Raw genomic sequence first — 21,363 nt, forward strand, 5'->3', positions numbered from 1 at the left:
GAGAACAACCCAACCACATCATGCCGACAACCCCGGAATTCCGCCGAATCCGAGCCCCTGAGGCTCAGGCCGCCGACCACCCGCCGTCCGAGGTGAGCACCGCGCCGTTGATGTTGGTCGAGTCGTCGCTCAACAGGAAGGTGGTCGAGGCGTGCTCCAGCCATTCGCCGATCGTGTTGCCGGCGGTGATCGGGGTGTTCGTCATCGTCTTCTCCAGATCTGAGGCGCCCACGGCGCCCGAGGGTGCGGTGTCGATCGAACAGCAAGGGCTACTCATCGCCCCCTTCGATCCCTTCACCTCGACGAGGCGCGTGGATGAGGTCTGGGCGGACGTTCATGTGTTCGTCGATTTATCAGGGCTGCCCGTCGTCGGGGGGCTGCGACCATCTGTCGACGTGTTGTGCGACGTTGCAGCGACGCGTCGTCGTCAGGCCCTCGGAGCGTCGATCCGGGACGCGTCCGAGCGTGGCAGCCGAGACGGGCGCCGGCAGCCTGTCAGACTGGAGCGGCCCGCTACCCCGGCCTTGCGGAGGGGATGCGTACATCGACAGGGTTCTACGCCCCCTGATCGTTTGGCAGCGTGTGAGGCAGCAGCGGGCAAGCAGCCGGGTTCGGCCGAGAGTCGGACCTCAAGACGCGCGAGACGAGAGCGAACGAGAAGATCATGACCCCACGACGCGCCGCGTCATCGTCCGCGCCCATCCGTCTGACGCGGCGTGGGCGCATCGTCGTGACGTGCCTCGTCGTCGCGCTGTGCGCGGGATTGCTGCTGCTCATGACGTCGACACGCTCGGACCCGCAGCTCGTCCCGTCGTTCGACGCGCCCCTCGGCGGGCTGGACGAGTCGAAGGTGCCGAACGGCTGGGGGCCGCTCGTCGCGGCGGCGTCGCGCGAATCGGGCGTGCCCGGCGCTGTGCTCGCTGCGCAGCTCGAGGTCGAGTCGAAGTGGAACCCGAAGGCCGTCTCGCACGCGAACGCCAAGGGGCTCGCCCAGTTCACGCCCGATGCGTGGGCCAGCCACGGCAAGGGCGACCCGTTCGACCCCGCCGACGCCGTCGCCGCACAGGGGCGTTTGATGCGTGAACTGAAGCAGCGGGCCGAACGTTCAGGCATCGCCGACAACCCCATGCGCCTCGCGCTCGCCGGCTACAACGCAGGCTTCGGCAACGTGACGAAGTACCAGGGCGTCCCGCCGTTCGCGGAGACGGAACACTACGTCGACGCCATCGCCCACGCGATGGGCAAGTATGCCAAGCCCCTGCCGCCGACGAGTGGTGCGTCGATGGGCGGGGCCGCGAGGAGTGGAGCGACGCGACCTGCGTCATGACCCGCGTGTCTGCTGGACCGAATGTGGACGCAAATCACAGATGTAGACGGGAATCGCAGTAGGGGCGGGCAGGTCGGGACCTGGCACAACGGCGATTTTCGTCCACATTCGTCGCGCCGACGAGTGGTGGGCCCTGTGGGGCTCGAACCCACAACCTACGGATTAAAAGTCCGCAGCTCTGCCAATTGAGCTAAAGGCCCTTGCTGCTCCGTTCCTGGCACCCAGATCCTCGCATCGGGCTCGATGCGCCAGACGAGCATGGCGACGAGTCGTCCGACTCACGATCGTCGACTCTCACGGCCACCGTGCAGCGCGAGACAGCCTAGCCCCGCCCGACGCGTCACGACGAACCGGGCGGGGCGAGCCTTGCGAGCGGGTGCCGACGAACGGGGCGAGCGGCGGCTCAGCTGTAGGCCGGGCGGTCGCCGTCCTCGGGTTCGACGTGCGTGCGCCGCTCCTCGTCGGTGCTGGTCACCGCACCCGGCAGCGCGTGCTCGGCGATGATGCGACCGGAGTCATCGCTGATGACGACAGTGCTGTGCTCCGCCATCGTCAGGTTCTCGGCGAGCTGGTCACGCGTGAGCTTCGGCATGTTCATGCCCAGACGCTCGAAGCCTGCGTCGAGCAGTTCCATCGCGCCGTCACGATCGCCCGGCCGCACTCGCCCGGCGACGTCGCCGAGCATGTCCGCGAACCGGCCGAGCGAACCCTCGCCATACTCCTCGGTGAACTTCTCGTTCACCACGTAGTTCCACGTCCCCATGACGCACCACCTTTCCTCACTGCCACGCTACTGCGTTGTTGCACTATGGAACACCCCAGGGGCCACCCGAGGTCACACTGGGCATCCCCCGGGTCGCCATCGATCGCCGCGTCGTCCCGGGGCCGCGCTGGAGCTCGGGGTGTCATCGGTCTCCGACGACGCCCCGAGCTCACGCCGCGCGCCCGGATCGCCGTCGATCACCCACGGCGCCCGAATGGCTGCCTCAGCCCAGGGATGCCGCCGCCGTCAGCGGCACGCCCGTCTTCGACTCGAGCTCGGCGAACGTCACGTCCGGTGCGAGTTCGGTGACGACGAGACCATCGGGCGTCACGTCGATGACGGCGAGGTCGGTTATGATGCGCTCGACGACACCGAGCCCCGTGATCGGCAGGGTGCACGCGGGCAGGATCTTGGGCGATCCGTCCTTCGCGCAGTGCTCCATGAGGACGATGACCTTCTTCGCGCCATGCACGAGATCCATCGCGCCACCCATGCCCTTGACCATCTTGCCCGGGATCATCCAGTTCGCGATGTCACCGTCCGCCGACACCTGCATGGCACCGAGGATGGCCGCATCGACCTTGCCGCCCCGGATCATGCCGAACGACATGGCCGAGTCGAACGTCGACGCCCCGCGCCGCAGCGTCACCGTCTCCTTGCCCGCATTGATGAGGTCGGGATCGACGGCGCCCTCGCTCGGATACGCGCCCACCCCCAGCAGCCCGTTCTCCGACTGCAGGACGAGTTCGACGTCGTCCGCCACGTAGTTCGGCACGAGCGTCGGCAACCCGATGCCCAGGTTGACGTAATCGCCGTCCTGCAGCTCCGCCGCAGCACGCGCCGCCATCTGCTCTCGCGTCCAGGCCATGTCAGTCACCCTCCGTCTCGCGGGTCGTGCGCTTCTCGCACTCTCGGTCGAACGCACGCCCCCCGAACAGTCGCCCATCCATCTCAGTCCCCCTCCGTCTCGCGGGTCGTGCGCTTCTCGCACTCTCGGTCGAACGCACGTCCCCCGAACAGTCGCCCATCCATCTCAGTCGCCCTCCGTCTCGCGGGTCGTGCGCTTCTCGATCCGCTTGTCGTCAGCCTGTTCGGACGTCAATTCCACGACTCGCTGCACGTAGATGCCGGGCAGGTGGACGTCGTCGGGGTGGATGTCGCCCGGCTCGACGAGCTGCTCCACCTCCGCGACGACGACGCGGCCCGCCATCGCACACAGCGGGTTGAAGTTGCGCGCCGACAGGTTGAACACCAGGTTGCCGTGACGATCACCCTTCGCCGCACGCACGAGTGCGAAGTCCGTCGTGATGGCCTCCTCGAGCACGTACGGCTTCGCGTCGTCGCCGTCACCGTAGACGCGCGTCTCCTTCGCCGGTGAGGCCTTCTCTACCGAGCCGTCGGCCGCGTACTTCCACGGCATGCCGCCGTCGGCGACCTGCGTACCCACACCCGTCGCCGTGTAGAACGCGGGGATGCCTGCGCCACCGGCGCGCAACTTCTCCGCGAGGGTGCCCTGCGGCGTCAGGTGCACCTCCAGCTCGCCCTCGAGGTACTGGCGCGCGAATTCCTTGTTCTCGCCCACGTACGACGCGATGACGGTGCGCAGGCGCCCGTCGCGCAGCAGCACGCCGAGACCCCAGTCGTCGACCCCACAGTTGTTGGAGACGACGTCAAGATCCTTCGCGCCGTGCTCGTGCAGCGCCGCGATGAGGACGCTCGGGATGCCGCACAGCCCGAACCCTCCGACGGCGAGCGACGAACCGTCACCGATGTCGGCGACCGCTTCCGCAGCCGAGGCCACCACCTTGTCCATGAACCCTCCAGATCGCGCTTCGTGAGATGCACCTCACACCATGCCGACTTCAGTTAATCATCCTTAACCGAGGCGTGGGGGTGCGGCTTGCGACCGGCCCCGCGCGCGACGACACTTCGAGCATGACGAGCCAGCTGCGCGAACCCCTGTACGGCCTCCTCCTCGACGTCGACGGACCCATCGCGAGCCCGGTGACGCGCACCGTCGCGATCCCGTCGATCGCCACGGATCTCGTCGCGATGGCGCGGGCGGGCGTCCCCATCGTGTTCAACACGGGGCGCTCCGACGACTTCGTCGCAGCCACCGTCATGCCCGCCCTGCTCGACGCCGGACTACCCGACGACGCGCCCGTCATCGCCGTCTGTGAGAAGGGCGCGACGTGGTTCACCCCGACGCGCGCGCACCTGCGCAACGCGGGCGTCGACCTGCGCGTCGACGACGCCCTGCGCGTTCCGACGGGGCTCGTCGAGTACTGCCGCAGTATCGCCCCCGATTTCGACGACGCCATGTTCTTCGACGACACGAAGAAGGCCATGGTGAGCCTCGAGGCGCACCATGGCATCGACCTCGACGTCTACCGCGAACGTCAGCACGCGTTCGATCAGCGGGTTTGGGATTACCTCGCCGAGCAGGAGATCGGCGTCGTCTGGGGTGAGCGAGAAGCGCTCAACGGCAGTGAAGACATCGCCGTCCGCATCGATCCGACGATCATCTCGACCGACATCGAGCACGTCGGGGTCGGCAAGAACGTCGGTGCCGACAAGGCGATCGAACTGCTCGCCGCGCGCGGCATCACCCCGCGCGAGTGGCGCACCCTCGGCGATTCTCGCAGCGACTACGCGATGGCTGATCGTCTGCACGAGCGTGGATTCGTCGTGCGCCACGGCGACGTTCGCCCCGCCGACGGCCTGCTCGAGCGCACCTACCCCGTCGAGGTCACGCCCGATCCGGCGCTGACGAACGACGCCGCCGGCGCCGCGTTCCTCACGCGATGGCGCGCCGACGTCAAGCGCGGCGAGGCATCGGCGGCGTTCTGACGGAGCGGTTCGCGGCCAGAACAACGGGCCGAGGAAATATCGCGTCCCTAACCACCGTTGTCGCATGGGCCCCACGAGGCGCGGTCCGTGGCCGCGCCCGATCCTGACGAAAGGCCCCCGCATGCCCCAGCTGTTCGAACCCCTCACCCTGCGCGACGTCGAGTTCCGCAACCGCATCTGGCTCACGCCGATGTGTCAGTACAGCTGCGAGGCGTGCGACGGTATCCCGACCGCGTGGCACTTCGTCCACTACGCGACGCGCGCCGTCGGTGGTTTCGGGCTCGTGCTGACGGAGGCCACCGCCGTCGCGCCCGAGGGGCGCATCAGCCCCCAGGACGCCGGCCTGTGGAACCACGACCAGGTGGCCGCATGGCGCCGCGTCGTCGACGCCGTCCACGCGAACGGCGCGAAGATCGGAGTCCAGCTCGCGCACGCCGGACGCAAGGCCTCGACCTACCGCCCCTTCGCGGGTGAGCCCTCCGGCAGCGTGCCCGTCGACGCAGGCGGTTGGGAGGCTCTCGGCCCGTCCGCGGTCGCCTTCGACGGTTACGCAACGCCCCGCGCCATGACGCTCGCCGACATCGACGACGTCGTGGACGCCTTCGTCGACGCCGCCCGACGCGCGGACGAGGCCGGTTTCGACGTCGTCGAGCTCCACGCAGCGCACGGCTACCTGCTGCACGAGTTCCTCTCCCCTGCCTCCAACCGCCGTGACGACGAGTACGGCGGCTCCTTCGAGAACCGCGCCCGTCTGCTGCTACGCATCGCGACCGAGGTGCGCGGGGCCTGGCCGGAGGCGAAGCCGCTCTTCGTGCGGGTCTCGGCCACCGATTGGGCCGAGACGGGCTGGAACATCGACGAGACCGTCCGCCTCGCTCGCGAGCTGAAGTCCGTCGGCGTCGACCTCGTCGACACGAGCACCGGCGGCAACGTGCCCGCCGACATCCCCGTAGGGCCCAACTACCAGGTGCGTTTCGCGTCCGAGATCCGGCGCGGGGCCGATATTGCGACCGGAGCCGTGGGACTCATCACGGAGCCCGCGCAGGCCGAGGCGATCCTCACCGAGGGCGACGCCGACGTCGTCCTCATCGGACGAGCAGGCCTGCGCGAGCCGTATTGGCCGCTGCGCGCCGCCGCCGAACTGGGTCTGACATGGCGCGAGACGCCGTATCCGGCGCAGTACACGCGCGGCGCGTGGGAGCACGCCCGGGGCTGAGATGCCGTCGACCGCCCCGGCCCTCGAGAACGTCGGGGCGGTCTTCCCGGCCGAAGAATGCGGACGACGACGCCGGAATCATCCGGCTCCCGTCAGGCCGGTCGTACGTCCGCTGCCTTCCCCTCGTCCGTGTCGGTCTGCGCCGCCCCGGCGAACTGTGCCTCGTACAACCGCCAGTAGGCGCCGCGCGCGGCGAGCAGATCGTCGTGCGAGCCCTGTTCGACGATGCCGCCGTTCTCCATGACGAGAATGATGTCGGCGTCACGGATCGTCGACAGTCGGTGGGCGATGACGAAGCTCGTGCGATCCTGACGCAGCGCCGCCATTGCCTGCTGGAGCGTCGCCTCCGTGCGCGTGTCGACCGATGACGTCGCCTCGTCGAGGATGAGGATGTCGGGCCGCGCGAGGAAGGCGCGCGCGATGGTGATGAGCTGACGCTCACCCGTCGAGATGGAGCCGCCCTCGTCGTCGATGATCGTGTCATAGCCGTCGGGCAGTGAGTGCACGAACCGGTCGACGAACGTCGCGCGAGCGGCTTCGAGCAGTTCGTCGTCGCTCGCGTCGAGCCGCCCGTAGCGCAGGTTGTCGGCGATCGTGCCGCGGAACAGCCAACTGTCCTGCAGCACCATCCCGAAGTGGCAGCGCAACTCCTCGCGTGGCACGTCACGCACGTCGACCCCGTCGACGAGGATGCGACCCGCATCGACGTCGTAGAAGCGCATGACGAGGTTGACGAGCGTCGTCTTGCCCGCACCCGTCGGCCCGACGATGGCGACCGTCTGGCCGGGCTCGATCCGCAGGTCGAGGCTCGTGATGAGCGACGCGTCAGGGTCGTAACCGAAGCGCACGTCATCGAAGACGACCTCTCCGCGCAGCGGCGTCGGCAGGTGCGCGTTCTCGCCGGCACCGCGCCCGCGGGCGTCGCGCGACTCCTCCGGCGCGTCGAGCACCTCGAACACGCGCTCGGCGCTCGCGACGCCGGACTGCAGCAGGTTGATCATCGACGCGATCTGCGTGACGGGCTGCGTGAACTGGCGCGAGTACTGGATGAACGCGGTGACGTCACCGAGCGTCATCTGCCCCGACGCGACGCGCACGCCGCCGATGACGCAGATCGCGACGTACTGCAGGTTGCCGACGAACATCATGATCGGCATCATCAGCCCCGACAGGAACTGCGCGCGGCGCGAGACCTCCGTCAAGGAGGCGTTCGTCGACGCGAACGCCGCCTCCACCTGCGGCCCGCGCCCGAAGACCTTGACGAGCTCGTGCGCCGTGAACGCCTCCTCGATCTGCCCGTTGAGCGTGCCCGTGTGCGCCCACTGGGCCACGTACTGCCCCTGCGAACGCTTCATGATCTGCCCGGCGACGAGCATGACGAGGGGAATGGTCAGCAGTGCGACGATCGTCAGCTGCCACGAGACCGTCAGCATCATGACGACGACGCCGAGCACCGTGCAGATCGACACGAGCAGCTGCCCCGCCGACTGCTGCATCGACTGCCCGACGTTGTCTATGTCGTTCGTCACGCGCGAGAGCAGCTCGCCGCGCGGGCGCGAGTCGACATAGGACAGCGGCACGCGCTGCAGCTTGGCGTCGACGTCGGCGCGCAGTTTCTCCACCGTCCGTTGTACGACGGTGTTGAGCAGACGCGCCTGCACGACCTGCAGCAGCGATGCGACGACGTAGAGCGCGACGACGGTGAGCAGGATCGTCGCGACACGGTCGAAGTCGATGCCCGCGCCCGGTACGAGGTCCATCGCCGCGACCATGTCGGCCATCTTCGACTGCCCCGACGCGCGCAGCGCCGCCACGGCCTGTGCCTTCGTCGAGCCCAGGGGCAGATGCATGCTCACCGAGCCCGCGAACACTGCGTCGACGGCCTTGCCGAGCACCTTCGGCGCGACGACGTTCATGACGACGGCCGTGACGCTGAGCGCCAGTACCGCGATGACGCGCAGCCGATGCGGTTTCAGCAGCCCGATGAGGCGGCGCGCGGATCCGCCGAAGTTCAGCGACTTCTCCGCGGGCGCCATCGCCGCGCCATGACCCCCGCGACGCGGCCCTCCGGCCGGCGGGCCCGGCGGGCGAGTGACCGAGCCGGGCGATGCGGCCGATGCGGCGGGCCCCGACGGCTGACGGCGGCTCACGCCGCTCCCTCCTGACGTCCGAGCTGCGAATCGACCACCTCGCGGTACGGCGCGCACGTGGCGAGCAGTTCCTCGTGCGTGCCCATGCCGACGGCCGCGCCGTCCTCGAGGACGATGATGAGGTCGGCGTCGGTGATCGTCGAGACGCGCTGGGCGACGATGAGCACCGTCGCGTCCTTCACCTGCGGCGCGAGCGCGGCACGCAGCCGCCTGTCGGTCGCGAGGTCGAGTGCGCTGAACGAGTCGTCGAACAGGTAGATGCGGGGCTTCGCGACGAGCGCCCGAGCGATGCACAATCGCTGCCGTTGGCCACCGGAGACGTTGCTACCGCCCTGCTCGATGACGGCGTCGAGGCCGCCGTCCATTCTCTCGACGAAGTCACGCGCCTGTGCCGTCTCGAGCGCGGACCACAGCTCGTCGTCGGTGGCGTCGGGTTTGCCGTAGCGAAGGTTCGACGCGACGGTGCCGGAGAACAGATAGGCGTGCTGCGGGACGAGGCCGATGCTGCCCCACAGCGCCTGCGGGTCGAGTTCGCGCACGTCGACGCCGTCGATGCGCACCGCGCCGGCCGACACGTCGAACAGTCGCGCGACGAGGCCGAGCACCGTCGACTTGCCCGAACCGGTCGAGCCGATGAGCGCGACGCGTTGGCCGGGGCGGGCGGTGAACGACAGGTCGCGCACGACAGGTTCGTCGGCGCCCGGATAGCGCATCTCGGCGTGCTCGAGTTCGACGACGCCGCGCACCCCACCGTCGGGCAGGATCGGTGACGGAGGCTCGACCACGCTCGAGCGCGTGTCCAGTACCGCCGTGATGCGCTCGGCAGCCACTGCGGCGCGCGGGATCATGACGAGCATGAACGTGGCCATCATGATGGCCATGAGGATCTGCATGAGATAGCTCATGTACGCCGACAGCGCGCCGATCTGCAGGTCGCCGTCACCGACGCGGTGGCCGCCGAACCACCAGATGGCGACCGTCGAGAGGTTCATGACGAGGAACACCGTCGGGAACATGAAGGCCATGAGGTTGCCGACGCGGATCTGCGCGTTCGCGAGCGCCGAGTTGGCGGCGCCGAAACGCTGCAACTCGTGCGGTTCCCGGACGAACGCACGCACGACGCGGATGCCCGACAGGTGCTCGCGCATGACCCGGTTGACGCCGTCGAGCCGCTCCTGAACCGTGCGGAACCCGGGCACCATGCGCGAGACGATGAGGCCGATCGCGACGGCCAGCACCGGCACGGCGACGACCATGAGCCACGACAACCCGACGTCCTGATGCAGCGCCATCATGACGCCGCCCACCATCATGATCGGCGCCGTCACCATGAGGTTGGCGCCCATGAGAACGAGCATCTGCACCTGCTGCACGTCGTTCGTCGAGCGCGTGATGAGCGACGGCGCGCCGAACTCGGCGACCTCGCGCGAGCTGAAGCGCTGGACGGCGCCGAAGACGCGGGCCCGCATGTCGCGTCCGGCGTTCATCGCGATGCGGGCCGAGAACCAGGCCGCGCAGATCGCGGCGCACACCTGGACGAGGCTGACGAGCAGCATCCAGCCGCCGGTGCGCCAGATGTAACCGGTGTCGGCGCGTACGACGCCGTGGTCGACGATGTCGGCGTTGAGGTTCGGCAGATACAGCGACGCGGCGACGCTGACGAGTTGCGCGGCGACGAGCCCGAGCAGCAACCGACCATGGGGCGCCAGCGACTGACGCACGAGTGAGACGAGCACGTGCTCAGCCTAGGTGCGCCAGGACCGACAACCCCGTCAGGTCGCGGTTGTCGGCGGTTTCGGCGCCCTCACGGCGCCGGTAGCATGGGCGGGTGAGTCACGTCGGGTATTCAGGGTTGTTCGGGCTCACGGGCCGTTGGTACGTCGTCGTCGCGTTCATCGCGCGCCTGCCACTGGCCATGTCGCAACTCGGCACGCTGCTGCTCGTCGCGACGACGACCGACTCCTACACCTACGCCGGCATCTGCGCGGGAGCGCTGGCGGTGTGCAACGCCATCGGTTCGCCCTGGTTCGGTTCCCTCACCGACCGGCTCGGCCAGACGCGCATCCTTCTCGTGCAGTGCCTCGGCGGCGCGGCGGGCCTCGTCGGTGTCGTCGCCACCCGCTACTTCGATACGCCCTGGTGGCTGACGGCCATCGTCGCGGCGCTCGCCGGGTTCGCGCTGCCGCAGATCGGTCAGCTCGCCCGCGTGCGCTGGCGTCCTATCATCGGATCGCACGGCGCCGATGGGCGGCTCGTCACGACCGCATTCTCCTACGAGGGAGCCGCGGACGAGGCGTCGTTCGTCGTCGGCCCGATGCTCGTCGGCGCGTTCGCGGCCTTGTTCGGGACGTGGGCGCCGCTGCTCGCCGCCGCGGCGCTGCTGCTGTGGTTCGGTCTGCAGTTCGCACGTCACCCCAGCGCCTCACTGGTCACGCCGGCCCCGACGGGCTCGTCGCGCATACCGGTGTGGAGCGCCGCGTTCACCGTCCTGTTCGTCGCGCAGTTCCTCATCGGCAACCTGTTCGGCTCGATCCAGACCGGTACGACGATGATGACGCGCGCCGCCGGCCACGCCGAGAGCGCCGGGTTGTTCCACGCGCTGCTCGGCATCGGTTCCGTCAGCGCCGGCCTCGCGTTGGGCCGCGTGCGCCGCACCCCGGATCACGCGCGCCGGCTGCTCCTCTTCGCGACGGCCATGTGGGTGCTGTCGCTGCCGTTGCTCGCCGTCGACGGGCTGTGGGGGCTCGCAGGTGAGCTCGTCATCCTCGGCTTCGCGATCGCGCCGTACATGATCACGACGTTCACGCTCGGCGAACTCATCACCGATCGCGGGCGCCTCGCGACGGCCATGACGTTCCTCGCCGGCGCGACAGGCCTCGGCTACGCCAGCGGAGCGGGCATCGCCGGACGCCTCGTCGACGCCCACGGCGCGACGGCCGCGTTCGCCGTCACGCTCACGGCGACGAGCGTCGCCCTCGGCCTCGCCGTCGCGGCGCGCGGTTTGTTGCGGCGCGCGCAAGCGCGCGCTGCGCAGGTGTGACCAGCCGACGTCGCCGACGTGGTGGTGCCGCGTCAGCGCCTCTCGCTAGGCTGAGGTCATGCCTCGTTTCACGCTTCCCGCTCTCGACTCCCCGGCCGCGCAGGCCGCCATCTCCGCCGCGACGGCGGCCGCCACGACGCTGGTGCGTCCCGCGCGCTTCCCGCGCTGGGTGCGACGCGGCGTCGCGATGTCGTCGACGCTGACGAGCGTCGGCATGGCGATGGCGGGCGAGCGCCGTCCCGCGAGTTCCCGCCTGGCCGACTCGAACAAGGCGATCAACGTCGTCGACGGGCGCGCCACATCGTCGTCGATGAGCGACCTGGCCGCCGCCGCGACGGCCGGCATGGGCCTCGTGACGTCCGGGCTCGCGCTGCGCATCGACAAGAACGTCGAGAAGATGCTGCTCAAGCGCGGCGTGCGTCACCCGCGTCTGTGGATGGCTGTCGGAGCTGCGGCGATCAGCCTCGTCGGGCCGTACGTGACGAAGCAGATCCAGGCGTCCACGGCCCGTCTGCAGGAGAAGGCGCTGCCGAAGGAGACGCTCGAGTCGACGCTCAGCGACCCGCTCGGCACGAAGCAGAAGTCGTCTGCGCCGGCCGGTCAGATCGAATCCGCGAACACCTCACGCCCCGCGGCCGGCGACGACGACGAGCGCAGCGAGAGCGACGAGCACACCGACCACTGAGAACACACGCGCGACGTCGGCACAGGCCGTCGCGGCACTTCGGGCAGCCCCCGCTTCGGCGAGATGCTGCCCGAAGCTCTTCTGCCACCGGGTCGTCTTCGGCGCGCCCAGCGACGTGAACGGCAGGTAGCCGAGGACGACCGCGATCGCCGCCGCATCCCCGACCCAGCGCGCCGCTCCCCCGGCGCGCACACCGAACCAGGCGCCCGTCAGTGTTGCGACGGCGGCGAGGAACGCCGAACCGTGCCACAGCAGCGCGGCCCGCCGGCCGCTGCGCGCGTCGGGGCCGAGCCGCGCCGCCATCCACGTGACGACGGACGTCCGCACCGAACGACGCGTCAGCAGGACGAGGGCCGCAGCAGCGACGACGAGCAGCAGGAGCAACCAGGACTTCACCGCGGCATTGTCTCGCGTTTCGCCGCGACCGCGCGCCGCGTTCGACGTCGTTGTCGTCGCGGACCTCGGCGTCGATCGCGCCGAGGCGATCAGTGACGCGGGGGCGAGCGCCCGGCCATCAGCGTGACCTCGACGAATGCGGACGAAAATCGCCGATGGGGACGCCGTTCGCCGTTGGGGACGAGAATCGCGGATGGGCACAGGGGGCGAGGCGCGGGGGTCAGGCGCGGTCTTGTTCCTGCTCCATCTGCTGCACGAACTCGCGCTTGCTCGACTGCCACGCGTCCTCGTCATGGCCGGGGCGCCAGTATCCGGAGATCGACGCGTGCGCACGAGCGACGCTCTTCTCGACGATGAGCAACCGGCGCATCTCCTTGATCATCTCGGCGTTGCCGTGCACGAACACGCGCAGCCCGTCGGGGGCATCACCGTCGCGCAGACCCGGCACGTCGGCTGCGGCGACGACGTCGACGAGCCCGCCGCCGTGGCTGCGCGTCTCGTCCCGGTGCACCCAGACGAGGTTCATGTGCGCCAGTGCGCGCACCGGAGGGTGCACGCTCGCGTCGGCCACCTCGAGCACGACGGTGCACGCGGCGTCCTGCGGCAGCGCATCGAGCGCCGCGGCGATCGCGGGGTAGGCCGATTCGTCGCCGACGAAGAGGTGATGAGCGGCCTCCGACTCGGGCGCCCACGCGCCGCCGGGGCCGAGGAAGCCGATGACGTCGCCCGCTCGCGCCGCAGCCGCCCAGGGCCCCGCGAGGCCGGCGTCACCGTGCACGACGAAGTCGATCGCCATCGTTCCGGCCGCGTGGTCGATCGCCCGGATCGTGTAGGTCCGCGTCACCGGCCATTCCTCACGAGGCCGCTCGGCGCGGATCTGTTCGGGGTCGAACGGCGCTGCGTAGTCGGCCCCGCGCGGCGGGAAGATGAGCTTGACGTAGGCGTCCGTCACGGGTTTCGGCTCGAGGGCGCGCAGCCCGTCCCCGCTGAAGTGGACGCGCACGAGGTCGCGGGTCAGCCGCTCGGTCTGCTCGACTCTCACGTGGGTGGGCGTTCGACGCGGGCGGGCCGGCGCTGCTTCGGTGTTCGTCACGATGTCCTCGTCTCGTCGGGGCTCCTCGGCGCCGCAGGGGCACCTCGCTGCGATCCTGATCGGCCATTTCCAGTGGCACCCACGAAGGAACGACACCGAGGCCACGCAGTGGAGCCAACCCCAAACTAAGGCTCACCTAACCTCTGGGCAAATCAGTGTCCTCGGGCAAGGCGGAGGCCCTGGGCAAGTCCGGGCGATGTTCGTACAGTGACCACATGACCGGTGCTCCCACGCCTCGCGAAGCGCTCGACCGCATCGCCTTCCTGCTCGAACGTCGCCGTGCGGGTACATACCGCGTCAAGGCGTTCCGTGGCGCCTCGCGCGCGATTGCCGCGCTCGACGAGGAGACGTTGCGCGCGAAGGCCGCCGACGGCTCCCTCGCGGACGTCTCCGGCATCGGCAAGACGACGCTCGCCGTCATCACCGAGGCACTCGACGGCCGCGTCCCGAGCTACCTCGACCAGCTGGAGGAATCGAGCCCCGAGCACCTCGTCGAGGGCGCGCAGCGTGTCATGGCCGCCGTCAAGGGCGACTGCCACACCCACTCGGACTGGAGCGACGGCGGCTCACCGATCGACGAGATGGTCATGGCAGCGATCTCCCTCGGGCGCGAGTACATCGTGCAGACCGACCACTCCCCCTCGCTGCGCGTCGCCAACGGGCTGAGTGCCGAGCGGCTGACGAAGCAGCTCGGCGTCATCGACGCGATGAACTCGGCCCTCGGGGCGACGGGCACCCCGTTCGTCCTGCTCAAGGGTATCGAGGTAGACATCAAGGAGGACGGCTCCCTCGACCAGCGCGCCGACATGCTCGACCGCCTCGACGTGCGGGTCGCGTCGGTTCACTCCAAGCTGCGTTCGGGCCCGGCTGCCATGACGAAACGCATGCTCGGCGCCATCGAGAACCCCCACACGACGATCCTCGGGCACTGCACCGGCCGCCTCGTCGACGGCGAACGCGGCGTCCGCCCACCGTCGACGTTCGATTCCAAGGCCGTGTTCGCTGCATGCGCCGAGCACCGCGTCGCCGTCGAGATCAACGCGCGCCCCGAACGCTGCGACCCGCCCGACGATCTCATCCGCGAGGCGATCGACGCCGGCTGCTACTTCTCCCTCGACTCCGACGCGCACGCGCCCGGCCAGCTCGACTTCCTCCAGTACGGCGCCGCGCGCATCGAGGAGCTCGGCGTGCCGCTCGAGCGCGTCATCACGACGTGGGACGTCGAGCGGGTGCGTACGTTCGCGCGCAAGGAGATCGCCTGAGAAGCGCCTCGACGCCGTCCGGGCCAGGCAGCGCACCGCACGCCATGCCGCCGGAATCCCCGTCATTCCGGGCGTTTTGCGTTGCCCGGCGAACGTGTACTAAAGTTACGCAAGTTCCAGCGGGGCAAACACCGGAAGGTGAGCGGCTCGCGGGAATGATTTGTGTAGTCCCCATCGTCTAGCGGCCTAGGACACTGCCCTTTCACGGCAGCGGCACGGGTTCGAATCCCGTTGGGGATACCACGCACAGATCGGCCTTTCACGAGGCCCCGTAGCGCAGTTGGTTAGCGCGCCGCCTTGTCACGGCGGAGGTCGCGGGTTCGAGTCCCGTCGGGGTCGCCATCCCTTTCCCAAGGGCCAGATAGCTCAGTTGGTAGAGCGAGCGACTGAAAATCGCTAGGTCGGCGGTTCGACCCCGTCTCTGGCCACGCTCCACCGAGAAAGCCCCCGAGATTCGTCTCGGGGGCTTTCTCGTGTTCTGCATGCCTCCCGGTTCGAGATGCCTCCCGGTTCGAGGCGCGTTCCGCGCCGCGGCACCCCGACGTTTCACCGGGCGCGAAGCTGCCTCGTTCGGCAGCGTCGCACCCGGTCGATCACCCACCGACGGCGCGTCGTCGTCAGCTCGCGGAGAGCGCCTCGTCGAGGATCGTCAGGGCCGCACGGACGTCGTCGTCGCTGACGTTGCACGGCGGCACGACGTGCAGCCGGTTCGCGGCGGCGATGACGAGCAGGCCGTTCTTCTTGCACGCGGCCGCGACGGCGGCGGCGCGCTCGACGTCGGGCGTGCGCGCGGCGTCCTTGACGAGTTCGAGCGCCCAGAACACCCCGACGCCACGCGCCTGGCCGACCGCGTCGTGCTTCTCGGCGAGCGCCTGCAGGCCGGGGCCGAGCACGTCGGAACCGATGCGGGCGGCGTTCTCGACGATGCCCTCGTCCTGCATCGCCGCGATCGTCGCGACGCCCGCCGCGCACGCGAGCGGGTGGCCGGAGTATGTGAGGCCGCCGGGGTAGGCGCGCTCGTCGAAGTGGTGGGCGATCTCGTCGCTCAGCACGACACCGCCGAGCGGCACGTACCCCGAGTTGACGCCCTTGGCGAACGTGATGAGGTCGGGCACGACATTTGCGTGCTGGTGCGCGAACCAGGCACCGGTGCGGCCGAAGCCGGCCATGACCTCGTCGGCGATGAAGATGATGCCGTACTTCGTGCAGATCTCGCGGACGCCCTCGAGGTAGCCCGGCGGCGGCGGGATGATGCCGGCCGAACCGATGACGGGCTCGAGGATGAGAGCGGCGAACGCGTCTGCGCCCTCGGAGGTGATGGTGTGCTCGAGGTGCGTCAGCGCACGCTCGCACTCCTCGTCCTCGCTCGTCGCCCAGAACTCGCTGCGGTAGAGGAACGGACCGAAGAAGTGGACGACCTCGCTCGCGCCCTTGTCGTTGGCGAAGCGGCGCGCCTCACCGGTGAGGTGGATCGACTGCGCCGTCGCGCCGTGGTAGCTGCGGTAGGCGGCGAGCAGCTTGCGACGGCCCGTCACCTCGCGCGCCATGCGGACGGCGTGCTCGTTCGCCTCGGTACCACCGTTGGTGAAGAACACCTTGTTGAGCGTGTCGGGCAGCAGGTCGCTGATCATCTTCGCCAGCTGCGAACGCTGGTCGTTGGCGTTGCTCGGCCCGATCGTGCACAGCGTCTCGGCCTGCGTCTTGATCGCCTCGACGACGCGCGGGTGCTGGTGGCCGACGTTCGTGTAGACGAGCTGGCCGGTGAAGTCGAGGTACTCGTTGCCGTCGCCGTCCCACAGGCGGGAGCCGGACGTCTTCGTCACGACCATCGGCTTCAGCGCGGCCTGCGCCGACCACGAATGGAAGACGTGGGCCCGGTCGAGTGCGTATGTTTCGTCGGGGGTCAAGGTCTTCGGTTCACTCATGGAGCCACTCTGGGGGTTCGCACGCCCACGCGCCAACCCCGTCTCAGGGCGCGGGAGACGCGCCGTGGCGCGGCAGAAGTACCGGGGCAGGTGTGGTGTCGCTGATGGGTGGCGGCCGGTGCGCCCCGAAAACGCGCGAAGGTCCGGCCGGCTGACGCCTCACCCAGGCTGGTCGGCGAGTGAGACCCAGCGCTGCCCACACTCGTCGAGGTCGGCCGAACCGCCCGTCAGGCTCGCGAGCTCGCTCTCGAGCGCTGCGCGGTCGGCCTCCGTGACGGCGAGCACCAGGCGCGCCGTTCCTGAGGCCGCGCCTTGGGCGTAGTCGACGCCCTCGACGTGCCGCCCGGCGGCTCGCAGGGCGTTCTCGACGCGGCCGACGTCGGCGATGCCGACGTCGGCCGCCATGACGAGGCGACACTCGTACGTGACGACGCGGGCCTCGGCCAGCGCGGCGCGCACGACGTCGCCGTAGGCCCGCACGAGCCCTCCGGCGCCGAGCAGCGTGCCGCCGAACCAGCGCGTCACGACGGCGACGACGTCGCTCAGACCCGAGGCGACGAGCGCCTCCAGCATCGGCGCGCCCGCCGTGCCCGACGGCTCGCCGTCGTCGTTGCTGCGCCGCACCTGACGCTGGGGGCCGAGCACGAACGCGCTGCAGTGATGACGCGCGTCCCAGTGCTGCTTACGAGCGGCCTCGACGACGGCCCGTGCGGCCACCTCCGACACTTCGTCGTCACCCGCCCCCACCGGCGTCAGTTCACACAGGAACCGCGAGTGCTTCACCTCGATCTCGGCGATGGCCGGGCCTGCGAGGGTGGTGAACCGAGACGTCGTCATGTCCGGCGACGATACCGGGCGCGATGATGCGAAACGACGACGCGGAACGTGGCGCCCCCGTCGCGCGGGCGTCAGAATGGGGGCATGACGTCGCGCCATCTGCCCGCATCCGCTCGCGCCCTCGTCGTTGGTGGCGCCTGCGTGCTCGCCGTCGCCGCGGGGTCGTCCTCACCCGCCGCCGCCATCACGCGCAGCCCGGGTGTGAGCTCGAGCAGCACCGCCGGGGCGTCCGAGGGAGCTCAGGAGTTGACCGTGCAGACCGCCACGGCCTCCCCGAGCACCGTCAAGGGGCCGACGACGCCGACGGTCGACGAGCCTGGCGACAACGAACCCGCCCTCGTCCTGGGTGGTTTCGGCCTCGGCGCGCTCGCCCTCGTGGGGACGTTCGTCGTCGCCCGACGGCGTGTCGTCGACGATCCAGGCTTGGCCACCACCCACACGGAGTGAGACCGGTCACTCATGGCCGCGCGAGGCGCCCGGCGATCCGCGTCGATGGGCGGAAATCAACGCACCTGAGGTAGCGTTACCCCCACGACAGAAACTTAGGATCCCCAGGGCCCTCCGCCTGACGTCCGCACGCCCGCGTGCGGGGTGATGACGGCCGCCCTGGCAACACGACAGAGGGGGTCTCGCCATGGGGCGCGGCCGGGCCAAAGCCAAGCAGACCAAGGTTGCACGCGAGCTCAAGTACTTCTCGCCGGACACCGACCTCAGCGCGTTGGAGCGAGAGCTCCGTGCCTCGCGCAGCGCGAACGAAACGCGTCAGGCGCAAGCCGACGACGAGGGCGACGAGTATGACCGCTATTCCAAGTGGGCGTCGGACGACGCCTGACCACGACGGGCGCGCAACCCGCTTTTTCTTGAGTTGACGTGAACGAGAGCCTCCATCCCATCGGGACGGAGGCTCTCGTCGTGCTGACTTCTGCGTGGGCCGCCGCCGAGCTCGAGGGGCTCGAGCGCCCGTGCTCACGCGTCAGGCGTAGCTGCCCACGATCTGGCAGGCGCCGGCGTCGACGCCCTTGGCGCCGGAGATGATCTCTGCCTCTGCGGCGTCGAGGTTCTCGGTGCGTGCGATATCGCCCATGCGCCATGCGGGCAGGTCGAGTTCGGCGCACACCTCGATGGCCGTCGCGGCCTGCTCGGCGGGCAGCACGGCGACGAAGCCGACGCCCATGTTGAGGGTGCGTTCGATGTCGTCCTGGGGCACGTTGCCGACGCGCTGGGTGACGTCGAAGACGGCCGGCGGCGTCCACGTCGAACGCTCGATGCGCGCGCCCATGCCCTTGGGCAGGACGCGGGCGACGTTCGCCGCCAGGCCCCCGCCTGTGACGTGGGACAGTGCGTGGATGTCGACGCCGTCGGTGCGGATGAGGCGCAGCAGGTCAGCAGCGTAGACCCGCGTCGGTTCGAGCAGCTCCTCCCCCAGCGTGCGACCGAACTCCTCGACGTGCTTGTCGTAGCCCCACCCGGCGCTCGCGTAGACCTTGCGCACGAGCGAGTAGCCGTTGCTGTGCAGGCCGCTCGCGGCGAGGCCGAGGACGACGTCACCTTCGCGCACCGACTCGGGAAGGATGAGATCGGCCTTGTCGACGACGCCCGTCGCGGCGCCCGCGACGTCGTACTCGTCCGCGGCGAGCAGGCCCGGGTGCTCGGCCGTCTCCCCACCGATGAGGGCGACGTTCGCCTGACGGCATGCCGCTGCGATGCCCTTGACGATGGCCGCGATGCGCTCGGGCACCACCTTGCCGGTCGCGATGTAGTCGGTCATGTAGAGCGGCTCCGCGCCGCACACGACGATGTCGTCGACGACCATGCCGACGAGGTCGAACCCGATCGTGTCGTGTGTGTCGAGCGCCTGCGCGATCGCGACCTTCGTGCCGACGCCGTCCGTCGACGTCGCGAGGATCGGGTGCTCCATGCGCGCGAGGACGGAGGCGTCGAACAGCCCCGCGAACCCGCCGAGGCCGCCGAGCACCTCGGGGCGCTGGGCCTGCTTGACGGAGGCCTTCATCAGTTCGACGGCCTTGTCGCCGGCCTCGACGTCGACGCCGGCGCCGGCGTAGGTGATGGGTTCGTTGTGCTGGGTCATCGTCGTCCTTCGAAGTGCGAGGTCACGGTGCGGGCGCGGCGCCGCCGTCAGGGCTGCGGCGGCGCGGGAGGATCGAGAGGCGTCGGTCAGTTCGACGTGTGCCGACGGACCGGGCTGACGGCGGCGCCCCCGGCGTGCGAGACGCCGTCGGGGTTGGTGCGGGCGAGGTCGATCGACTCGTCCTGGCCGAGGTCGGCCGTGCCGACCGTCGTCGGATCGACGCCGCCGAACTCGACAGGCAGCTGCAGCTCGAGCAGGCCCTTGCCGAGGCGATCCTCAGCGGGCAGCTCGACGGGGTAACGGCCCGTGAAGCACGCGGTGCACAGGTTCTCGCGCGGCTGCCCGGTGGCGGCGATCATGCCGTCCTCGCTGATGTAACCGAGCGAGTCGGCACCGAGAGACGTCGCGATCTCGTCGACGACGAGGCCGTTGGCGATGAGTTCGGCGCGCGTCGCGAAGTCGATGCCGTAGAAGCACGGCCAGCGCACCGGCGGGCTCGAGATGCGCACGTGCACCTCGGCCGCGCCGGCCTCGCGCAGCATCCGCACGAGGGCGCGCTGGGTGTTGCCGCGCACGATCGAGTCGTCGATGACGACGAGGCGCTTGCCCTTGATGACGGGCTTGAGCGGATTGAGCTTGAGGCGGATGCCGAGCTGGCGGATCGTCTGGCTCGGCGCGATGAACGTCCGCCCGACGTAGGCGTTTTTCACCAGGCCCATGCCGTACGGAATCCCGGACTCCTCGGCGTACCCGATCGCGGCGGGCGTCCCGGATTCCGGCGTCGGCATGACCATGTCGGCGTCGACGGGGAACTCACGCGCGAGCTGACGGCCCATCTCGACGCGGCTCTCGTAGACCTCGCGGCCGGCGATCGTCGTGTCGGGACGGGCGAGGTAGACGTACTCGAAGACGCAGCCCTTCGGCTCGGGCTCGGCGAACGTCGTCGAGCGCAGACCGTCCGCGTCGATGGCGATCATCTCGCCCGGCGCGACCTCGCGCACGTAGCTGGCGCCGACGATGTCGAGCGCCGCCGTCTCGCTCGCGACGACCCAACCGCGCTCCAGACGGCCGATGACGAGCGGGCGGATGCCCTGCGGGTCACGCGCGGCGTAGAGCGTGTTCTCGTCCATGAAGACGAAGCAGAACGCGCCCCGCAGGTGAGGCAGCAGGGCGAGGGCCGTCTTCTCGAGGCTCGTGTCGAACTGAGCGCCGAGCAGCGCCGTCACGAGCGCGGTGTCGGTGGTGTTGCCGCGACGCAGCTCGCCGAGCGTGTTGCCGAGCTCGCCGTGAATCTCCTCGAGCTTCTCGCGCAGCTCGGCGGAGTTGATGAGGTTGCCGTTGTGCGCGAGCGCCACGGTGCCCGCCTCGGTGTCACCGAGCGTCGGCTGCGCGTTCTCCCAGGTGGAACCACCCGTCGTCGAGTACCGGCAGTGGCCGATCGCGAGGTGGCCGCGCAGGGAGGCGAGGCTCGTCTCGTCGAACACCTGGGAGACGAGGCCCATGTCCTTGTAGACGAGCAGGCTCTTGCCGTCGCTCGTCGCGATACCTGCCGACTCCTGGCCGCGGTGCTGCAGCGCGTACAGGCCGTAGTAGGTGAGTTTCGCGACCTCTTCACCCGGCGCCCAGACCCCGAAGACGCCACATGCGTCCTGGGGGCCCTTCTCGCCGGGAAGGATGTCGTGTGAGAGTTTGCCGTCGCCGCGTGCCACAGACATCAGTCTTTCACGACC

General features: G+C 69.7%; 19 protein-coding genes, 4 tRNA genes and 1 pseudogene. 11 read left to right on the top strand and 13 right to left on the bottom strand.

From position 1 onward, the window contains the following. Window positions 1-64: 64 nt before the first annotated feature. Window positions 65-151: pseudogene (locus J4Z35_RS07205) on the bottom strand (short-chain dehydrogenase); the annotation flags it as partial. A 513-nt stretch (window positions 152-664) separates the two neighbouring features. Here J4Z35_RS07205 and J4Z35_RS07210 point away from each other — a divergent pair. Then, the gene (locus J4Z35_RS07210) at window positions 665-1,327 is read left to right on the top strand and encodes a lytic transglycosylase domain-containing protein (RefSeq protein WP_208065462.1); all 663 of its coding nucleotides are present in this window, start codon (window positions 665-667) and stop codon (window positions 1,325-1,327) included. Between the two features lie 124 nt (window positions 1,328-1,451). On the opposite strand, the gene J4Z35_RS07215 is transcribed toward J4Z35_RS07210, so the two are convergent. From J4Z35_RS07215 to J4Z35_RS07230, 4 genes are all read right to left on the bottom strand, one after another. Then, window positions 1,452-1,527 (bottom strand) — tRNA-Lys (locus J4Z35_RS07215). 203 nt (window positions 1,528-1,730) lie between these two features. Next, window positions 1,731-2,090, bottom strand: coding sequence for a hypothetical protein (locus J4Z35_RS07220; RefSeq protein ID WP_062258100.1), 360 nt, complete (start codon window positions 2,088-2,090; stop codon window positions 1,731-1,733). A 223-nt stretch (window positions 2,091-2,313) separates the two neighbouring features. Continuing rightward, window positions 2,314-2,958, bottom strand: coding sequence for a CoA transferase subunit B (locus J4Z35_RS07225; RefSeq protein WP_208065463.1), 645 nt, complete (start codon window positions 2,956-2,958; stop codon window positions 2,314-2,316). Window positions 2,959-3,123: 165 nt separating this feature from the next. Next, on the bottom strand, window positions 3,124-3,903 hold the full coding sequence (locus J4Z35_RS07230) for a CoA transferase subunit A (RefSeq protein ID WP_074045673.1): 780 nt from the start codon (window positions 3,901-3,903) through the stop codon (window positions 3,124-3,126). Window positions 3,904-4,025: 122 nt separating this feature from the next. Between J4Z35_RS07230 and J4Z35_RS07235 the strand changes: the two genes are divergently transcribed. Together J4Z35_RS07235 and J4Z35_RS07240 are read left to right on the top strand one after the other, a co-directional pair. Continuing rightward, window positions 4,026-4,940 (top strand): hypothetical protein, encoded by a 915-nt coding sequence (locus J4Z35_RS07235; protein WP_208065464.1) that lies wholly within the window; start codon window positions 4,026-4,028, stop codon window positions 4,938-4,940. A gap of 121 nt (window positions 4,941-5,061) precedes the next feature. Beyond that, the gene (locus tag J4Z35_RS07240) at window positions 5,062-6,156 is read left to right on the top strand and encodes an NADH:flavin oxidoreductase/NADH oxidase (protein ID WP_115296997.1); all 1,095 of its coding nucleotides are present in this window, start codon (window positions 5,062-5,064) and stop codon (window positions 6,154-6,156) included. A gap of 92 nt (window positions 6,157-6,248) precedes the next feature. Here the strand turns inward: J4Z35_RS07240 and J4Z35_RS07245 are convergent, their stop codons facing one another. Next, window positions 6,249-8,192 (bottom strand): ABC transporter ATP-binding protein, encoded by a 1,944-nt coding sequence (locus J4Z35_RS07245; protein ID WP_186318533.1) that lies wholly within the window; start codon window positions 8,190-8,192, stop codon window positions 6,249-6,251. 110 nt (window positions 8,193-8,302) lie between these two features. Continuing rightward, complete coding sequence (locus tag J4Z35_RS07250) at window positions 8,303-10,042, bottom strand: ABC transporter ATP-binding protein (RefSeq protein ID WP_144694204.1); 1,740 nt, start codon at window positions 10,040-10,042, stop codon at window positions 8,303-8,305. 92 nt (window positions 10,043-10,134) lie between these two features. On the opposite strand from J4Z35_RS07250, the gene J4Z35_RS07255 reads away from it, so the two are divergent. Both J4Z35_RS07255 and J4Z35_RS07260 read left to right on the top strand, forming a co-directional pair. Beyond that, a complete protein-coding gene (locus J4Z35_RS07255; protein WP_144694206.1) occupies window positions 10,135-11,346 on the top strand; it encodes an MFS transporter in 1,212 nt (403 codons plus the stop codon). 58 nt (window positions 11,347-11,404) lie between these two features. Continuing rightward, complete coding sequence (locus J4Z35_RS07260) at window positions 11,405-12,031, top strand: hypothetical protein (protein WP_062256349.1); 627 nt, start codon at window positions 11,405-11,407, stop codon at window positions 12,029-12,031. Here J4Z35_RS07260 and J4Z35_RS07265 read toward each other — a convergent pair. Continuing rightward, window positions 11,969-12,427, bottom strand: coding sequence for a hypothetical protein (locus tag J4Z35_RS07265; protein ID WP_062256351.1), 459 nt, complete (start codon window positions 12,425-12,427; stop codon window positions 11,969-11,971). The genes J4Z35_RS07260 and J4Z35_RS07265 overlap by 63 nt on opposite strands. A gap of 220 nt (window positions 12,428-12,647) precedes the next feature. After that, complete coding sequence (locus J4Z35_RS07270) at window positions 12,648-13,520, bottom strand: siderophore-interacting protein (protein WP_347813540.1); 873 nt, start codon at window positions 13,518-13,520, stop codon at window positions 12,648-12,650. Between the two features lie 215 nt (window positions 13,521-13,735). Here J4Z35_RS07270 and J4Z35_RS07275 point away from each other — a divergent pair, with 215 nt between their 5' ends. From J4Z35_RS07275 to J4Z35_RS07290, 4 genes are all read left to right on the top strand, one after another. Beyond that, complete coding sequence (locus J4Z35_RS07275; protein WP_062258224.1) at window positions 13,736-14,782, top strand: PHP domain-containing protein; 1,047 nt, start codon at window positions 13,736-13,738, stop codon at window positions 14,780-14,782. Between the two features lie 167 nt (window positions 14,783-14,949). Next, window positions 14,950-15,025, top strand: a tRNA-Glu gene (locus tag J4Z35_RS07280). A 22-nt stretch (window positions 15,026-15,047) separates the two neighbouring features. Beyond that, window positions 15,048-15,124: transfer RNA gene (locus J4Z35_RS07285), tRNA-Asp, on the top strand. 13 nt (window positions 15,125-15,137) lie between these two features. Continuing rightward, window positions 15,138-15,210 (top strand) — tRNA-Phe (locus J4Z35_RS07290). A gap of 189 nt (window positions 15,211-15,399) precedes the next feature. Here the strand turns inward: J4Z35_RS07290 and J4Z35_RS07295 are convergent. Together J4Z35_RS07295 and J4Z35_RS07300 are read right to left on the bottom strand one after the other, a co-directional pair. Next, a complete protein-coding gene (locus J4Z35_RS07295; RefSeq protein WP_144694210.1) occupies window positions 15,400-16,707 on the bottom strand; it encodes an aspartate aminotransferase family protein in 1,308 nt (435 codons plus the stop codon). A gap of 159 nt (window positions 16,708-16,866) precedes the next feature. Further along, window positions 16,867-17,544 carry a YigZ family protein gene (locus J4Z35_RS07300; protein WP_144694212.1) on the bottom strand — a complete coding sequence of 226 codons (678 nt, stop codon included), beginning with the start codon at window positions 17,542-17,544 and terminating at the stop codon, window positions 16,867-16,869. An 84-nt stretch (window positions 17,545-17,628) separates the two neighbouring features. Between J4Z35_RS07300 and J4Z35_RS07305 the strand changes: the two genes are divergently transcribed. Together J4Z35_RS07305 and J4Z35_RS07310 are read left to right on the top strand one after the other, a co-directional pair. Beyond that, entirely contained in the window at window positions 17,629-17,991 is a 363-nt protein-coding gene (locus J4Z35_RS07305; RefSeq protein ID WP_074045681.1) for a hypothetical protein, read from the top strand. 187 nt (window positions 17,992-18,178) lie between these two features. Then, the gene (locus tag J4Z35_RS07310) at window positions 18,179-18,376 is read left to right on the top strand and encodes a DUF3073 domain-containing protein (protein WP_062258217.1); all 198 of its coding nucleotides are present in this window, start codon (window positions 18,179-18,181) and stop codon (window positions 18,374-18,376) included. Window positions 18,377-18,517: 141 nt separating this feature from the next. Here the strand turns inward: J4Z35_RS07310 and purM are convergent, their stop codons facing one another. Both purM and purF read right to left on the bottom strand, forming a co-directional pair. After that, window positions 18,518-19,633: a phosphoribosylformylglycinamidine cyclo-ligase gene (gene purM / locus J4Z35_RS07315; protein WP_062258216.1), complete on the bottom strand. Its 1,116-nt coding sequence runs from the start codon at window positions 19,631-19,633 to the stop codon at window positions 18,518-18,520. A gap of 86 nt (window positions 19,634-19,719) precedes the next feature. After that, a complete protein-coding gene (gene purF, locus J4Z35_RS07320) occupies window positions 19,720-21,342 on the bottom strand; it encodes an amidophosphoribosyltransferase (protein ID WP_144694214.1) in 1,623 nt (540 codons plus the stop codon). Window positions 21,343-21,363: the final 21 nt, after the last annotated feature.

It is taken from the genome of Dermacoccus sp. NHGro5 (genome assembly GCF_017565385.1).
Lineage (GTDB): Bacteria > Actinomycetota > Actinomycetes > Actinomycetales > Dermatophilaceae > Dermacoccus > Dermacoccus nishinomiyaensis.

Bases quoted from the DNA above. Each gene is read 5' to 3' on its own strand.
- J4Z35_RS07210 (WP_208065462.1), top strand. From the start codon at position 665: ATGACCCCACGACGCGCCGCGTCATCGTCCGCGCCCATCCGTCTGACG.
- J4Z35_RS07220 (WP_062258100.1), bottom strand. From the start codon at position 2,090: ATGGGGACGTGGAACTACGTGGTGAACGAGAAGTTCACCGAGGAGTAT.
- J4Z35_RS07225 (WP_208065463.1), bottom strand. From the start codon at position 2,958: ATGGCCTGGACGCGAGAGCAGATGGCGGCGCGTGCTGCGGCGGAGCTG.
- J4Z35_RS07230 (WP_074045673.1), bottom strand. From the start codon at position 3,903: ATGGACAAGGTGGTGGCCTCGGCTGCGGAAGCGGTCGCCGACATCGGT.
- J4Z35_RS07235 (WP_208065464.1), top strand. From the start codon at position 4,026: ATGACGAGCCAGCTGCGCGAACCCCTGTACGGCCTCCTCCTCGACGTC.
- J4Z35_RS07240 (WP_115296997.1), top strand. From the start codon at position 5,062: ATGCCCCAGCTGTTCGAACCCCTCACCCTGCGCGACGTCGAGTTCCGC.
- J4Z35_RS07245 (WP_186318533.1), bottom strand. From the start codon at position 8,192: ATGGCGCCCGCGGAGAAGTCGCTGAACTTCGGCGGATCCGCGCGCCGC.
- J4Z35_RS07260 (WP_062256349.1), top strand. From the start codon at position 11,405: ATGCCTCGTTTCACGCTTCCCGCTCTCGACTCCCCGGCCGCGCAGGCC.
- J4Z35_RS07275 (WP_062258224.1), top strand. From the start codon at position 13,736: ATGACCGGTGCTCCCACGCCTCGCGAAGCGCTCGACCGCATCGCCTTC.
- J4Z35_RS07295 (WP_144694210.1), bottom strand. From the start codon at position 16,707: ATGAGTGAACCGAAGACCTTGACCCCCGACGAAACATACGCACTCGAC.
- J4Z35_RS07300 (WP_144694212.1), bottom strand. From the start codon at position 17,544: ATGACGACGTCTCGGTTCACCACCCTCGCAGGCCCGGCCATCGCCGAG.
- J4Z35_RS07305 (WP_074045681.1), top strand. From the start codon at position 17,629: ATGACGTCGCGCCATCTGCCCGCATCCGCTCGCGCCCTCGTCGTTGGT.
- J4Z35_RS07310 (WP_062258217.1), top strand. From the start codon at position 18,179: ATGGGGCGCGGCCGGGCCAAAGCCAAGCAGACCAAGGTTGCACGCGAG.
- purM (WP_062258216.1), bottom strand. From the start codon at position 19,633: ATGACCCAGCACAACGAACCCATCACCTACGCCGGCGCCGGCGTCGAC.